We start from the raw sequence: 15,300 nt of genomic DNA, 5'->3' as shown, positions 1-15,300 counted from the left end.
TTGTCCGGCCCTGTGTATTTCATGGGCCGGAATCAATGGGTCTCCAACGTAGCCGGCTGTGCGGCGAACTCTCCGTTTACCAGCGCCGCCGAACGGCTGCGCCAGTAGAAGAACAGGGCTGAGGCGATGACGATCAGAGCGGCTGTCAGACCGATCCAGATACCCTCTACTCCCCATCTCTTCCTGAAGCAGAGCGCGATGCCCACCGGCAATCCAAACGCCCAGTAGCCGAAGAGATTGCTCAGCATCGGAACCCGTGTCAGGCCAAGGCCACGCAGCGCTCCGGTGCCGATGGTCTGGACTCCATCGAAGACGGCGAAGGCTGCGGCCAGCCACAACAGGCGCGCGCCTTCTCTGAGGACGGCGATATCGGTCGTATACAGTGCGATCAACGGGCCGGGAAGCGCGACGAAGACCACGGCCACTACAGCCATAAAGCTCACGCCCAGGATCATGGCCAGCCAACCGTCGCTGCGGGCGCGTTCGGGGTCTCCGGCTCCTACCGCGTGGCCAACCGCGACCGAGGCAGCGGCAGAGATACCGAGGGGCACCATGTAAGCCAGCGCTGCGTAGTTCAGCGCAATCTGGTGTGCGGCAAGGGCGATGGCGGAGACCTTACCGGCAAGCACGGTCGAAAAGCCGAAGGCGCCGATCTCCAGGATGATCTGCAGTGCCGCAGGCAGGCCGATTCGGGCGAGATGCCGAATCTGTTGCCAGTGCGGTCCTGCCCAGCGAGCAAAGAGCGGATGGCCGCGCCGGCGCTCATATTTCCAGGCAAAGCCCAGCAACATGACAGCCATCAGCACGCGTGAAAGCACAGTGGAAAGAGCTGAGCCTCGTACTCCCATCGCCGGCATGCCGAAGTGTCCGTAGATCAGCACCCAGTTGCCCGCCCAGTTCACGATATTGGCGGCAACGAAGGTGATGGTCACCATGCGGCTCTGGCCGACAGCCTGCAGGTATCGCCGTGACGCCGCATAGAGCAGCAATGGCAAGGTTCCCCAGACCAGGGTACTGACATAGTGTGAGGTCGGTTCCACCAGGGCAGATGCGACACCGAAGTGGCCCACCATCTGCCCGAGCGCCCACACCAGCAGCATGAGCGGAGGCGTAGCCAGCAGAGCGATATAAACACCCTGCGCCAGCCAGCGGTGGCAGGCGTCATAGTCCTTACGGCCATAGGCCTGCGAGACCATGGTGTCGAGACCGAGGATGAGACCGATGCCGAAGAGGGAAGGCGCATAGTAGAGCGCGTTGCCCAGGGCAACGGCGCCGATACCGATCGGGCCAAGACGGCCCACCATGATGACGTCGACGATGCCCTGCAGCATCCAGCCAAGCTCTGCCAGGACGACAGGCGTCGCCAGCTTCACCATCGACCACAGGTCCTGTTTCCAACTGCGCATCCGGCGATTTTATCGGCTTTGCGCCGGTCGCATCATTGTCCATGTGAACGTGAGGCTCGATCGGGGATCTCACGCGAATTCCGGTGTCTAAGCTGGTGAAAGCAAAAGCCGATGGCCGCGACCTTATATACTGGAAGTTCGCCATGTCTTTGCTCTGGCTCAGGGTCGCGGTTCTGCTGTATGGGGTTGCCAGCCTCGCGGTTTTGCCGGCGGCGCTGTATGAGCGCCCACGCTGGCGCCATATCGCCCTGCCCGCTGCCATCATGGGCGTCTTGTTTCAGTTCGTGGCTCTCTCTGAGACGATGAATGCCGCTCATCATCGCGTGCCTGTTGAGGCACGTGAGGTGCAGGCGCTGATGGCCATGTTGATTGCCGGTGCGTTTCTGCTGGTGTATTGGCGCTATCGTACGCTGCAGCTTGGTGTCTTCGCATTGCCCATCGCGTTCACGCTGGCGCTGGTGGCTGCGTTTGTGCCCGGGCAGCATTTTGCGGACTCCGCACTGGTACGCAGCGGCTGGATCTGGCTGCACGTTGCGCTACTGCTCGCCGCCTATGCCGCGATGATGGTCTCTCTGCTGGCAAGTGTGTTGTATCTCGTCCAGGAGCGCCGCTTGAAGACCAAGGGCCTTGGATCCCTGGCCGGGTGGTTGCCGCCGCTCGAGACCATGGATCAGATTGCGCTGAAGTCGTTGCTCTTCGGTCTGCCCTGCATGACCGGCGGTCTGCTGATCGGGTCGGTGGTCGCGCAGGAGACGGTTGGCCCGGCTTACTTCGCCGATCCGAAGGTCCTGCTCAGCTTCGGCATGTGGGTCGCATACATTCTGATGATCCAGATCCGGCGTAGCTCGGGGTTGCGCGGCCGGCGGGCTGTCTATCTTTCAAGCTTTGTCTTCCTGGTAATGATTGCGGCATGGGCGGCAAACCAGTTCTCGAACGTGCACAGGTTCACCTCATGAAGATCGCGCTCCTGGGAGTGAACCACAATACGGCTCCGATCGAGGTGCGCGAGCGCCTGGCAATCCCGTCCGGCCGTCTTGCTGACGCCACACGGTCGCTGTTGCATCAGCCGGGCGTACACGAGAGCATGATCCTCTCCACCTGCAATCGCGTGGAGCTGGTGACCTGCCACGAGGACAACACCGACCTGCGCCGTTTTCTTGCCGAATATTTCGCCATCTCCAAGCAGGAGATCGAGCCGCACCTCTACGAATATTCGGAGCGTGAGGCCGTACGCCACCTCTTCCGCGTCGCGTCTTCGCTGGACTCTATGGTGGTCGGGGAGCCTCAGATTCTTGGCCAGGTGAAGGAGAGTTATACCGTCGCCCGCGAGGTCGGTGCGGTGCAGTCGACGCTCGAGCCGCTGCTGCAGCGTGCCTTCACGGTTGCACGTAAGGTGCGGCGTGAGACCCAGATCGGTTCTACCTCAGTATCGATTGCTTCCGTTGCGGTCGACCTTGCGCAGAAGATCTTCGGCTCGCTCAAGGGCAAGACGATTCTGTTGGTAGGCGCCGGCAAGATGTCGGAGCTCGCGGCCAGGCATTTGATCGCGCAGGGCGCGGGAACTCTGTACGTTGCAAATCGCACTCGCTCTCGTGCCCAACACCTTGCCGAGGAGTTTCACGGTTCGGTGATGGACTTCGATGCTCTTGCGGCACAGGCGCATCTGGCGGATATCGTCGTGACCTCGACCGGATCGCAGGAGGCCGTCTTCACTGTGAAGATGGGGCGCGACCTGCTTTCTCGCCGCAAGGGACGCCCGATGTTCTTCATCGACATTGCTGTACCTCGTGATGTGGAGCCGGCGATGAACCAGATCGACGGCGCATTCGTCTATGACATCGATGACCTGCAGCAGGTCGCCGCTGCCAACCTGGCTGAGCGCAGCAAAGAAGCGCAGGCGGCTGAACGGATCGTAGCCCGCGAGGTGGATCGCTACGAACAGCGGCTGCAGACTCTGGATGCAGTGCCCACGATCCGGGCTATGCAGGTAACTGCCGAGGCGATCCGGGAGGCGGAGTTGCGCCGTGCGCAGTCCAGACTAGCGGGGCTTACCGCTGAACAGCAGCAGGCTGTGGAGGCATTGACCCGCGGCCTGGTGAACAAGTTTCTCCATGGACCGATGGCCGGAGTGCGCGAAGCGGCACGCGATGGCGATGCCGAGACTCTGGATGCGCTGCGCCGCGCCTTCGTTCCCCAACAGGAAGGAGAGTCCAAGTGAACCTTCGTATCGGCTCCCGTGGATCGGCACTAGCGCTCTGGCAGGCTGAACATGTCGCCGGCCTGCTGCGCGCGCACGGCCACGAGGTCTCCATTGAGATCATCAAGACCACCGGCGATCGGATGCAGGAACCCGGCTTCGTTGCACCCGCAGGTGTCGACGGCAAAGGAATCTTCACGAAGGAGATCGAAGAGGCTCTTGCCGCCGGTAAGGTCGATCTGGCGGTGCACTCGCTCAAGGATTTGCCGACGGAGTTGAACCCGGCCTTCGAACTGGGCGCGATTCCTGAACGTGCAGACTCACGCGATGCTCTGATCTGCCCGGAGTGGCTGCTGATGCATACTCTGCCGATCGGCGCTCGCATCGGCACGACCAGCCCTCGCCGCAAGGCGCAGTTGCTGGCGCATCGCCCCGACTTCCAGTTTGTGCCGATCCGCGGCAACATCGACACCCGTCTGCGCAAGCTGCGGGAAGGGCAGTGCGATGCGTTGATTCTGGCTGCCGCCGGGCTGGATCGCCTGGGGCCGGAGAAGCTGAATATGCCGCCGGACTGGGTTCGCCAGCGCTTCGATCCGGAAGATATCTGTCCGTCGCCAGGGCAGGGGGCTCTAGCCATTGAGATTCGCGCTGGAGATGTTGCGGTGCATGAGACGGTTCGCGTGCTGCATTGTGGGACGACAGCGTGGTGTGTGGATGCCGAGCGTGCTGTGCTTGCAGCGCTAGGGGGAGGCTGTAGCGTGCCCATCGGAGCGCATTGCGCCGGAGAAGGAAAGTTCCGCCGCATGCTGGCCTGCGTCGTTGCTGAGGACGGCGATCGGATGGTGCAAATCTCGCGTACTCCCGAAGAGGAGGACACCCCGCAGAGCTTCGGCGAGTTTGTCGCGGGAGAGCTGGCGCGGCGCGGGGCCAACGAACTTCTTCATCCAACGGTTTAACGGCATACTCGTTTCGTGATGACTCATCGAGTCCTCGTCATCCGCGCTCTCCATCAGAGCTCTGAGCTGGCTGATGCGCTTCGGGCGGCTGGTTTGGAGCCGGTAATTGTTCCTGTGCTCGAGATTGCGCAGCCGGAGAGCTTTGCGGGACTGGATAACGCCATCGCCCGGCTCTCTACCTTCGACTGGTTGCTGTTTACCAGCTCGAATGCCGTTGAGGTCTTTCGCCAGCGTTTCCATAGAGATTTGCCGGAGGGGTTGCGGCTGGCAGTGATCGGAAGTATCACGGCACGGGCAGCGCAGAAAGCCGGTTTCGAGGTCACGCTGCAGCCGGAGAAGGCGACTGGAGAAGGTCTGGCCGAGGTCCTGCTGCCTTATGCCCCTGGGGCACGTATGCTGCTGGTACGTGCCGCCGTGGCGCGTGACGTTCTTCCTGCAACACTTGAAGCGGCGGGGGCGACGGTGGAGATTGCCGAGGCCTATCGAACCGTGATTCCTGCCGCGGCCCCTGGCTCGCTGCAGGTTCTCTTCTCAGGCCCAGCCCGGCCCGCTGCTGTCGCCTTTACCTCATCTTCGTCGGTGCATCATCTGCTGCAGGCGTTGGATGCGGGTGGCTTGCGGCTACCGGGGTCAACGATCCTGGCGACCATCGGTCCTATTACCTCTGCCACGCTACGTGACGCTGGCTACCTGCCGACCGTCGAAGCAAAGGAGGCTAATGTGATCTCGCTTGCAAGGGCTATTGCGTCTGCGCTGGAGCAGCCCGCATGAGCTGGCTGGTATGGGCCTTGCTCTCAGCTGTTTTTGCGGCGGCAACGGCGATCCTCGCCAAAATCGGTGTGGCGAATATCGACTCCAACCTGGCGACCGCGGTACGTACCAGCGTGATCTTTGTCTTTGCCTGGGGTATCGCTCTCAGCCTGGGCAAGCATGGTGAGCTGCGCCATATCAATACCCGATCTTGGATCTTTCTTGCACTGTCGGGGCTTGCGACCGGGCTGTCCTGGTTGTGCTACTTCCGTGCCCTGCAGCTTGGACAGGCATCCCGTGTGGCCCCGATCGACAAGCTGAGTGTGGCGCTGGTAATCGTCTTTGCGTGGATGTTTCTAGGGGAGGCGCTGACACCGTTGAAGGTAGTTGGCGGTCTGCTGATTACCGCGGGTGCAGTCGTATTGGCCTTCGCCTGAAAGTAATTTCTGAAAGTGTGTAATTCACTATTCATTGCATGTATTTGAAAATAAATCGACGAACTGTATTTGTTTTTTGACTATCTCCTTGCCGGGGTGCCCCACCCTCGCAACGCTAGGGTGGGTAAAGTGAGCCACGAAAACCGGGGCCTCGAAATGCGAGTCGTGGGTATCCGTCCGGAATTTGGGGTACTCCCCGCCCACCCTAACTCCGTGAGGGTGGGGCATCCGGACTGGGAAAAGTTTGTAGAAAAACTAGTGCGAGCTCCAGGTCTTGTCATTGGAGTTGCAAAGCTTTTCCAGGGTGCAGTCGGTGCAGCGGGGTTTTCGGGCGATGCAGACCTGACGGCCGTGGTAGATGACCCGGTGCGAATAGTTGATCCACTCGTCCTTCGGAAGGATCTTGATCAGGTCCCGTTCCACCTTTACCGCGTCCGTATGTTTGGTCAGCTCGAGCCGGCGTGAGATGCGGAGTACGTGGGTATCCACTACTACTCCGACGGCGATACCGAACCAGGAGCCGAGAACGACGTTGGCGGTCTTGCGGGCGACGCCGGGGAGTGTGATCAGCTCTTCCAGGGTTTGGGGGACCTTGTTGCCGAATTTTTCAACCACGGCCTTTGCGGCTCCCTGGATGTTCTTCGCTTTGGCGCGGAAGAAGCCGGTAGTGCGGATGATCTCTTCAATGGCCGGCAAAGGCGCTTCGGCCAGGGCCTTGGGGGTTGGGAAGGTGCGGAAGAGCTCCGGTGTGACCATATTGACGCGGACGTCGGTGCACTGGGCGGAGAGGGCTGTGGCGACGACCAGCTCCCATGCGGAGTTGTGGTGCAGCGCGCAGACGGCATTGGGGTACGCCTTGCGCAGGGCATCCAGGATGGCGGTGACTCTCTCCGGGGCGAGCGGATCGTACGAGTTCTTTTTCAGAGTGATCTTCTTTGCGACGGCCTTCTTCAGGGCGGAAGATTTTATGGCAGGAGCAGTGGCTGGCTTGGCGGACTTGGTGGCCATGGTTGTTTCCGAATCATAGCGCGGCGGGTTTTGTACGGGTTTTCCACCGCAGGAGGCGAAAATGTTTTCGCTTTTTCTTTGCTTGCGCTGTCACTTTGCTGCTAGACTCTGATTTCCTGCAACAGCAAGAGGGATGCGGGACCGACTGAGGAGATAAGCAACGTGGCGGATGAGCGCACAAGAGCAGTAGAGCTGGCGATGGCCGGCATTGAGAAGCAGTTCGGCAAGGGATCGATCATGCGCTTGGGCGCGCGTGAAGCCATCGTCCCGATCTCGGTGATTTCGACCGGGTCCATCTCCTTCGATGCGGCCCTCGGGGTGGGCGGCGTGCCTCGTGGCCGCGTGATCGAGATCTACGGTCCGGAATCTTCAGGTAAGACGACCATCACCCTGCAGATCATCGCGGAGGCGCAAAAGGCCGGCGGTCTGGCGGCGTTTGTCGATGCCGAACATGCTCTGGATCCGATTTATGCCCGCAAGCTCGGTGTTGACGTTGATAACCTTCTGGTCAGCCAGCCGGACTATGGTGAGCAAGCCCTCGAGATCACGGAAGCCCTGGTTCGTACCGGCGCCATTGATGTGCTGGTGGTGGACTCGGTGGCAGCGCTGGTGCCCAAGGCTGAACTCGATGGTGAGATGGGTGACTCACACGTCGGTCTGCAGGCTCGTCTGATGTCGCAGGCGCTGCGTAAGCTGACCGGCACTGTGGCCAAGTCGCGCACCTCGCTCATCTTCATCAACCAGATCCGCGAGAAGATTGGCGTCATGTTCGGTAATCCCGAGACCACCACCGGTGGACGTGCTCTGAAGTTCTACTCTTCAGTACGTATCGACATCCGCCGCATCGGTGCGGTGAAGGAAGGCGAGGTTGTTACCGGCTCGCGCACCAAGGCCAAGGTGGTAAAGAACAAGGTGGCGGCTCCGTTCCGCGAGGCTGAGTTCGACATCCTGTACGGCGAAGGTATCTCCCGCGAGGGCGATGTGCTGGATCTGGCAGTCGCCAACAACATTGTGGAGAAGAGCGGCGCCTGGTACAGCTACTCGGGCGAGCGCATCGGTCAGGGACGCGAGAACGTGCGCGGCTTCCTGAAGGAAAACAAGGACACCTTTGAGCGGATCAACAGCGAACTGCGCGCCAAGCTGAAGATCGGCGCTGCACCTGCAGATGTTCCGGCGGTGCCGGAGAACGGCCAGGCGGCGGCCCAGGAAGTCGTCCGCGGACGCAAGTAATCGACCGTGTGTGCAACAACGCCGCCTTCGGGGCGGCGTTGTTGCGTTAACTACTTTTTCCCCCACCGGGTGCCCCCACCCTCACGGAGTCAGGGTGGGTTCGGGGATCTCAGGATTTACAACGAAGAATCTGTGGCTTCTTTACCCACCCTCGCGTTGCGAGCGATCACCCCAGAGAACAAAGATCTCTGGGGACCCCGAGGGCCACCCGGGCGGGGAAGGTATCGAACACGAACCGTCCTATGTCCTCGGGTGATGCAGGATCTGTTCGGCGATCTGCTGGATACGTTCTGTGCTGAGTCCCATCATCTGTTCCTGTGCCAGCGGGTGCGTCTGATCGAGGACAGTCAGGTGGGGGCGTCTTCCCACCGGTTGCGTTGCTACCAGTACCTCAAGGCCGAGCGTCGGGGGATAGTGATGCAGCTCGTTGGCAAGGTAACCGGGGAAGGGCGGCTCGTTCTCTCGTCCAGCAGTCTTCCAGAGCTCGTGGGCGCGGAAGAAGTTCCTGGGGCTTACCTCCACCCAGCAGCCGTAGGCAAAGTAGGGAGCTTCGATCCTGATCTCCAGGGCAGGACCTGAACGCGGGTCCAGAAGCTCAGGCGCGGGTTGGTTCTGCTGATTGAGGATGGGCAGAACGATGCGTCCGCGAAGAAAAAACTGCCGTTCATCGAGGATGCACTGCTCCGCCGAGATCTGGGCTCGGGTGGCTCGTTCCTCGTCGGGAATGGCGATATAGGCATCGGGAGCCTGGATGCTGTAGCTGGTCGGAGCTGGTGGATGAATCTGCCCGCAGACCGAGCAAAGGAAGCCGTTCGCCATACATCTCCAGCATAAGCGTGTATGCTGCATGTGCGATGACGCCCGTACGAGCCATCTATCCCGGCACCTTCGATCCGTTGACCAACGGCCACCTTGACCTGATCGCACGCGGGTCGAAGATTGTGGACCATCTGGTGGTAGCCATTCTGCGTAATGTGAACAAGGGGACGCCGCTATTCACGGTGGAAGAGCGGCTGGAGATGATCCGCGAAGCTGCGGAGGCTTTTCCGAATGTCTCCGTCCAGACATTTGACGGTCTCCTGGTGGATTTTGCCCGGGAGCAGGGAGCAGTGGCGGTCCTGCGTGGCATTCGGGCCATCAGCGACTATGAGTACGAGTTCCAGATGGCCATGATGAACCGGAAGCTCGATCCTGAGCTAGAGACCATCTTTATGCTGCCCCATGAAAAGTACACTTATGTGAGTTCGCGGCTCATCAAGGGCGTGTTTCAACTGGGCGGCGACGTCAGCAGCCTGGTGCCGGGGCTGGTGATGGATCGTCTGCGGGCGAAAGTCTAACGCAGGAGGGGTTTCGCTCCCACTGTGTAATCTGCGACACTGGTACTATGACCACCGCAACAGCAACGCAGAAGAAGGTTCTGACCGACCGCATCAACCGCATCGAAGTTTCAGCGACCATGGCGATTACGGCCGAAGCGCTGAAGATGAAGTCGCAGGGGATTGACCTGGCTGACTTCGGCGCAGGTGAGCCGCATTTCGCGACTCCGCGTCACATCAAAGATGCGGCGATCAAAGCGATTGAGGACAACCACACGCGTTATACGGCTGTTGCCGGTATCCCCGAGGTGCGTAAGGCGATCGTCGAGCGCCACAAGGCTGACTTCGGCACCAACTACGCCGTAGAGGAGTGCGTCTTTTCCGTGGGCGGCAAGCATGCGCTCTTCAATGCCATCCAGGTGCTGGTCGACCATGGCGATGAGGTTGTGCTGCCGGTGCCGTACTGGGTCAGCTTCAAGGACATCATTCAGTATGCGGGCGGCATTCCCGTATATGTCGAGAGCAGCGAGGCGGAGAACTTCCGCATCACCGCAAAGATGATCGAGGCGGTTGTTACGCCGAAGACCAAGGTCATCATCCTGAACACTCCGTCGAATCCGTCGGGTGCGATCATTGCTCCGTCTGACCTGGAGTCGATCATCCGTCTGGCGCATGCCAAGGGCATCTACGTCCTGCTGGATGAGTGCTACGCGTATCTGAACTTTACCGGCGCCTGCATCAGCGGCGGATCGTTTACCGACTGCAAGGAGCACATCCTGGTACTGGGTTCGTTGTCAAAAACCTATGCCATGACCGGCTGGCGTGCGGGCTATGCACTTGGACCGAAGGCCCTGATTGCAGCGATGAGCAAGCTGCAGAGCCAGAGCACATCGAACGTCGCGACGCCCGTGCAGTACGCCTCGATTGCCGCTCTGACGGCGAGCCAGGAGTGCATTGCGGAGATGCGGGCGGACTACATTCGTCTGCGTGACCGTGTGCTGGAAGGCTTCAAGGGAATTCCGGGGCTCACCTGCACTGTGCCCGAGGGGGCGTTCTATGTCTATCCCAATATCAAGGCATTTCTTGGTAAGGGGGGACTGAACTCGGCGGCAGATGTTGCATCTAAGCTGTTAAGCGAAGCTCATGTGGTTACGGTACCCGGTGAGCCGTTCGGTACCACCGAGCATGTACGTCTCTCTTATGCCGTTTCTGAGGACGTCATTGACAAGGGTGTTGCCCGCATGAAGGAATTCTTCGCGAAACTGTCGTAGCCGTAGGCAAAAACTCCAGCGGAGACTGATGGAACAGACATCTTCGAAAGCCCCCAATTTTGTGCCTGTCATCCTGGCAGGCGGCAGTGGCACTCGCTTTTGGCCTCGCAGCCGGAAGGCCACAGCAAAACAGATCCTGGCGCTTGACGGCGAACGGACGATGATTCAGCAGACTGTGGACCGCCTGGCGCTGACCACAGAACGCAAGAACATCTGGGTGATCACAAACTCGGTCCTCGCAGAGAAAATAGGCGCACAGTTACCGGATGTACCGGTGGGGCACATTTTGTGTGAGCCGGCCGCCCGTAATACGGCGCCGGCTTGCGGTCTCGCTGCATTTCTGATGGAGCGTGATGAGCCGGACACGGTCATTGGGATCTTCCCCTCCGATCATGTTGTGAAGGATGCCGGACGTTTTGCAGCTGCGTTGCGTGCCGGCATTGCCGTCGCCGCAGCCGGAGACAACATCGTTGTCATGGGGGTTCCGCCGACCCGGCCGGAGACTGGTTATGGCTATATCGAGCAGGGCGACGTTGCCATGCCGGCGCCGGGCCTGCTGCTGCCTGTGCGCCATGTTCATCGCTTTACGGAGAAGCCGGACAAGCCCACGGCGGTTGAGTTTGTCGCAACCGGGCGCTATTCATGGAACAGCGGCATCTTCCTGTGGACAGCACGCACGCTGGCCAATGCCTTGCGCGAACATGTGCCGCAGGTCGCGGTGAAGCTGGACGAGATTGCGCAGGCCTATGGTACTCCGGAGTTTGAAGAGGTCTTTGCGCGTCTCTATCCGGAGTGCGAGAACATCTCCATCGACTATGCCGTACTGGAGCCTCGATCGGGTAAGGGTGAGCAGAGCTCGGGTATCTATTGCATTCCCGCGGAGTTTGGATGGAACGATCTCGGTTCATGGGCAGCTTTGCATGAGCATCAGCGGTCGATTGCCGCGCCCGGATGCGATCAGCACGGCAACGTTGTCGATGGTCAGGGCGTGATCGCTCTGAATGCCAAAGGCAATTATGTCTATGCCAAGGAGCGCACGGTGGCTCTCGTTGGTGTCAACGACCTTGTCGTGGTTGAGACCGAGGACGCTCTATTGGTTACTACTCGTGAGCACTCCCAGGATGTCGGCAAAGTAGTTAAGGCGCTGCAGGAACTCGGCAGGAAAGAGCTGATCTAGATGAGCGAAGCGAAGACCGTTGTTAAGTTTGGGACGGATGGATGGCGCGGCGTCATTGCCGATGATTTCACTTATGCCAATGTTCGCGTCGCTGTCAGTGCGATTGCGCATTATGTGCTGAAGCACGAAGATCCGGCAGCCGGCGTCTGCATCGGGTATGACACCCGCTTCGGTTCGAAGAGCTTTGCCAAAGTAGCAGCCGACGTATTGGCGTCCGCCGGAATTCCGGTCTTTCTGGCAAACGGCATTACTCCGACGCCTGCGCTCTCTTACGCTGTGCGCGGCCGCAAGGCGGCAGGCGGCGTGATGATTACGTCCAGCCACAATCCGCCGGAGTGGAATGGTGTGAAGTACAAGGCCAGCTATGGCGGCAGCGGTAAGCCCTCCATCATGACTGCGATTGAGAGCTATCTGCTGGCTCCGCTTCCGGCAGCAGAGAAGCCGGCTCCGATTGAAGAGGTCGATTTCAATCCGGAGTACATTGCGGCGATCACGAAGTTTGTTGACCTGGGTGCGATCAAGGCGTCCGGCTATCGTTTTTTGATCGATACGATGTTCGGTGCGGGCCGCGGCGTGATCAAGGGCATCTTTGATAAAGCGGGTATCCCCAATGTCGAGATGCGCAGCGAGATCAATCCAAGCTTCCCGGGTATCAACCCCGAGCCGATTCTTCCGCACATTGCGCTGACGCAGAAGGTGGTCGTCGCAGAGAAGTGCGATGCCGGCCTGGTCACCGACGGAGACGCAGATCGCATCGGCGCCGTTGATGAGCATGGCAATGTGGTGGACGCTCATAAGATCTTCTGCGTTCTGCTGAAGTGGCTGATTGAACGCAAGCAGTGGCCGGGTGAGGTAACGCGCGCCTTTAACACCACCAAGATGATTGACCGCATCTGCGCCAAGCACGGCAGAAAGCTGAATGAGCATGGCATCGGCTTCAAGTACGTCTGCGACCTGATGCTGGAGAAGGAGATCCTGATCGGCGGAGAAGAGTCCGGCGGCATGGGTATCTCCAAGCACCTGCCGGAGCGCGATGGCCTTCTGAACAGCCTGTTGTTGGCCAATATTATGGCCGACGAGAAGAAGACACTGGGTGAGCTTGTGGCCTCGCTGCAGGCTGAGTACGGCGAGCATCAGTATGGCCGCATCGACATGCATATCGATGACAGCCTGAAGCAGAGCGCCATCAACCGCGCCAAGGCTGGCGTGGATGCCTTCGCTGGGATGAAGGTACTGCGGGTGGAGACGATGGACGGCATCAAGTTCTTCCTGGACAATCCGGAGGCCGCGACGAAGCCGAATGCAGCGGAGACCTGGTTGCTGCTGCGCGCCAGCGGAACGGAGCCGTTGCTGCGTGTCTACTGCGAGTCGTGCTCGGTGGAGTCAGTAAACAAGGTTTTGGAGGCTGCGCGGGAGTTCGTGTTGCATGGCTGAGCGCATCACCGTTTTTGCCAAAGGCCTGTTGTTCGACAATGACGGAGTTCTGATCAGTTCCATCGGCAGCGTGAACCGCTGCTGGCGCCAGTGGGCGAAGATGTACGGCGTTCCCGACGCCGAGAACTATAACGTTCCCCACGGTGCGCGCGCCATCGACACGGTGAAGAGTCTCCGCCCCGATATCGATCCGGAAGAGGGCTTGCGGGTGATTGAAGACCTCGAGATGGCCGACACCGACGATATCGAGGTGTTGCCCGGAGTAAGACATCTGTTGACTACACTTCCGCCGGAGCGCTGGGCCATTGTCACTTCCTGCACCAGTCGCCTGCTGGAGGTTCGCCTGGAAGCTGCGGGTCTGCCGTGGCCCGAGAAATTGGTCGCCGGCGACATGGTGACCAATGGTAAGCCCCATCCGGAACCCTATCAGCGTGGAGCCGCGCTTCTGGGCTTTGCTCCCGAGGAATGCATCGTGATTGAGGATGCTCCCGCCGGGGTGGGTGCAGGCAAGGCTGCGGGAGCTAGGGTTCTGGCGGTGTTGGGAACGCATACCGAGGAAGAGCTGTCGCAGGCGGACTGGATTGTGCCCTCGTTGGATGAGGTGCAGTTCACGGCGTCCGAAGATGGACTGAGGTTGACTTTTCCTTCCGTGAAGTAGCGGGATTACCCATACACCGGGTGTATGGGCTGTTTGGATTTAGTGATACCCCAGGAAAACTAGCAACCAGGAACTAGGAACCAGCAACTCGTCTAGACATAGCAGCGGCAGCCGGCGCGGTGCTGCGGCGGCATGGAGCCGTCGAGTGCGGGAATGCAGTGTCCGTGCGGGTCTTGTGTCGGGTTGCCGAGCCGTGAGGCGACACGTTCTTCGAACCGCTCTGAGATGAAGTGTTCCAGGCGCTCGGCTTCGTCGTGAAGCTCCTCGATCGGGTAGCCGAGTACTTCGAAGAGAAAAGTCTCGATCAGCCGGTGGTGGCGCACGATCTCCAGGGCTCTCTTTCGTCCCACGGCGGTGAGTTTCACGCCGCGGTGTCGTTCATAGCGCACCATCGGGCGTGCCTGCCCGGCAAGACGCTGCAGCATGTTGGTTACGGATGCGGGAGCGATTCCCAGGCGATCGGCGATCTGCTTGGAGCCCACCAGATGATCATCTCCGCCACCCAGGGAGAAGATGGCCTTCAGATAGTTATCGATCGACTCGCTACGGCGGCTTGGCGGCTTCTTCTCCACGTTCTGACATTATTTCAGAGGAAGGAAACAGATCGCCGGCCGCATGAGCTGTAGCGGCAGAATTTAGTTAACCGCTGCGGTTTTCCGACCGGTTGCGGTTCTCCGACCGTATGATGGTGCGCATGGACGCGCGCGTCGATGCCTACATTGCAAAGGCACAGCCCTTTGCCCAGCCGATTCTGAACCATATCCGCGAGACCATGCACCGTGCGCTGCCCGACGTGCAGGAGACGATCAAGTGGAGCATGCCGTTCTTTACGACTCCCGGCGGCAAGATCGTTGCCAACATGGCGGCGTTCAAGGCGCATTGCAGCTTCGGTGTCTGGGCTTCCAGCGTTCGTGAGCAGCTGAAGGCGGCGGGCTTCGAGTCGGATGGATCGATGGGAACATTGGGACGGATCACCTCGGTAAAAGACCTTCCCTCCGACAGGATGCTGCTCAAGCTGATCAAAGAGGCGGCCACGGCAGTTGAAGGCGGCGAGAGCCTGATGAAGCGGAAGAAGACCGCGCCGAAGGCTCTGCCGGGGATCCATCCGGAGTTTGCGGCAGCCCTGAAGAAGAACAAGGCCGCGACCAAGGTCTATGAGGCGTTCAGCCCCTCCTGCAAACGCGAATACCTGGAGTGGATCAACGAAGCCAAGCGTGATGCCACCCGCACTACGCGCATCGAACAAGCCGTGACCTGGATTGCTGAAGGCAAGCAGAGAAACTGGAAGTACCAGAACTGCTAAAAGCAGTTGCCAGTTGCTAACGGCAGTTGCCAGTTAACAGTTGCCAGTTGGAAACGCAGGTGGGAGAGCGAAGGACCTGCTTTAATCACCTCGTTTCATATAGGAAACAATATCTTGTTTGGTAAAACCTTCCTTTGGGGTTGAAGCTTTAAAATCA

General features: G+C 59.8%; 16 protein-coding genes. 12 read left to right on the top strand and 4 right to left on the bottom strand.

All coding sequences use genetic code 11. The annotated features are described in order from the left end of the window. Positions 1-32: 32 nt before the first annotated feature. A complete protein-coding gene (locus OHL21_RS11460; protein ID WP_263417407.1) occupies positions 33-1,406 on the bottom strand; it encodes an MATE family efflux transporter in 1,374 nt (457 codons plus the stop codon). 143 nt (positions 1,407-1,549) lie between these two features. Here OHL21_RS11460 and OHL21_RS11455 point away from each other — a divergent pair, with 143 nt between their 5' ends. Genes OHL21_RS11455 through OHL21_RS11435 form a run of 5 tightly spaced genes read left to right on the top strand, consistent with a single transcriptional unit; the run spans position 1,550 to position 5,746 of the window. Then, entirely contained in the window at positions 1,550-2,362 is an 813-nt protein-coding gene (locus OHL21_RS11455; protein WP_263417406.1) for a cytochrome c biogenesis protein, read from the top strand. After that, positions 2,359-3,624, top strand: coding sequence for a glutamyl-tRNA reductase (hemA, locus tag OHL21_RS11450; RefSeq protein ID WP_263417405.1), 1,266 nt, complete (start codon positions 2,359-2,361; stop codon positions 3,622-3,624). The genes OHL21_RS11455 and hemA overlap by 4 nt, the downstream gene beginning before the upstream one ends. Continuing rightward, positions 3,621-4,559: a hydroxymethylbilane synthase gene (hemC, locus tag OHL21_RS11445; RefSeq protein WP_263417404.1), complete on the top strand. Its 939-nt coding sequence runs from the start codon at positions 3,621-3,623 to the stop codon at positions 4,557-4,559. The genes hemA and hemC overlap by 4 nt, the downstream gene beginning before the upstream one ends. Before the next feature lie 18 nt (positions 4,560-4,577). Further along, on the top strand, positions 4,578-5,330 hold the full coding sequence (locus tag OHL21_RS11440) for a uroporphyrinogen-III synthase (RefSeq protein ID WP_263417541.1): 753 nt from the start codon (positions 4,578-4,580) through the stop codon (positions 5,328-5,330). Continuing rightward, complete coding sequence (locus OHL21_RS11435) at positions 5,327-5,746, top strand: EamA family transporter (protein ID WP_263417403.1); 420 nt, start codon at positions 5,327-5,329, stop codon at positions 5,744-5,746. Before OHL21_RS11440 ends, OHL21_RS11435 begins: the two co-directional genes overlap by 4 nt. A gap of 255 nt (positions 5,747-6,001) precedes the next feature. Here OHL21_RS11435 and nth read toward each other — a convergent pair whose 3' ends face one another. Further along, positions 6,002-6,754, bottom strand: a complete 753-nt coding sequence (nth, locus tag OHL21_RS11430) for an endonuclease III (protein WP_263417402.1) — start codon at positions 6,752-6,754, stop codon at positions 6,002-6,004. A 162-nt stretch (positions 6,755-6,916) separates the two neighbouring features. Here nth and recA point away from each other — a divergent pair, with 162 nt between their 5' ends. After that, complete coding sequence (gene recA, locus OHL21_RS11425; protein ID WP_263417401.1) at positions 6,917-7,984, top strand: recombinase RecA; 1,068 nt, start codon at positions 6,917-6,919, stop codon at positions 7,982-7,984. A gap of 240 nt (positions 7,985-8,224) precedes the next feature. Here the strand turns inward: recA and OHL21_RS11420 are convergent, their stop codons facing one another. Next, entirely contained in the window at positions 8,225-8,803 is a 579-nt protein-coding gene (locus tag OHL21_RS11420) for a DUF2199 domain-containing protein (protein WP_263417400.1), read from the bottom strand. 35 nt (positions 8,804-8,838) lie between these two features. Here OHL21_RS11420 and coaD point away from each other — a divergent pair, with 35 nt between their 5' ends. From coaD to OHL21_RS11395, 5 genes are read left to right on the top strand one after another with little or no spacing between them, the layout of a single operon-like run. Continuing rightward, complete coding sequence (gene coaD / locus OHL21_RS11415) at positions 8,839-9,321, top strand: pantetheine-phosphate adenylyltransferase (RefSeq protein WP_263417399.1); 483 nt, start codon at positions 8,839-8,841, stop codon at positions 9,319-9,321. A 47-nt stretch (positions 9,322-9,368) separates the two neighbouring features. Then, positions 9,369-10,571 (top strand): pyridoxal phosphate-dependent aminotransferase, encoded by a 1,203-nt coding sequence (locus OHL21_RS11410; protein ID WP_263417398.1) that lies wholly within the window; start codon positions 9,369-9,371, stop codon positions 10,569-10,571. Positions 10,572-10,599: 28 nt separating this feature from the next. Beyond that, positions 10,600-11,748, top strand: coding sequence for a mannose-1-phosphate guanylyltransferase (locus tag OHL21_RS11405; protein ID WP_263417397.1), 1,149 nt, complete (start codon positions 10,600-10,602; stop codon positions 11,746-11,748). Continuing rightward, the gene (locus tag OHL21_RS11400) at positions 11,749-13,182 is read left to right on the top strand and encodes a phosphoglucomutase/phosphomannomutase family protein (protein WP_263417396.1); all 1,434 of its coding nucleotides are present in this window, start codon (positions 11,749-11,751) and stop codon (positions 13,180-13,182) included. It abuts the gene before it with no gap. Next, positions 13,175-13,840, top strand: a complete 666-nt coding sequence (locus tag OHL21_RS11395; RefSeq protein ID WP_263417395.1) for an HAD-IA family hydrolase — start codon at positions 13,175-13,177, stop codon at positions 13,838-13,840. The genes OHL21_RS11400 and OHL21_RS11395 overlap by 8 nt, the downstream gene beginning before the upstream one ends. Positions 13,841-13,932: 92 nt before the next feature. Here OHL21_RS11395 and OHL21_RS11390 read toward each other — a convergent pair whose 3' ends face one another. Further along, positions 13,933-14,412, bottom strand: coding sequence for a metal-dependent transcriptional regulator (locus OHL21_RS11390; protein ID WP_263417394.1), 480 nt, complete (start codon positions 14,410-14,412; stop codon positions 13,933-13,935). A 122-nt stretch (positions 14,413-14,534) separates the two neighbouring features. On the opposite strand from OHL21_RS11390, the gene OHL21_RS11385 reads away from it, so the two are divergent. Beyond that, positions 14,535-15,143: a YdeI/OmpD-associated family protein gene (locus OHL21_RS11385; protein ID WP_263417393.1), complete on the top strand. Its 609-nt coding sequence runs from the start codon at positions 14,535-14,537 to the stop codon at positions 15,141-15,143. The last annotated feature ends 157 nt before the right edge of the window (positions 15,144-15,300 follow it).

Origin of the sequence: Terriglobus albidus (genome assembly GCF_025685425.1) — a bacterium.
Lineage (GTDB): Bacteria > Acidobacteriota > Terriglobia > Terriglobales > Acidobacteriaceae > Terriglobus > Terriglobus albidus.
Note: the sequence above shows the minus strand (reverse complement) of the source record. Positions and strands in the feature narration are given on the sequence as shown.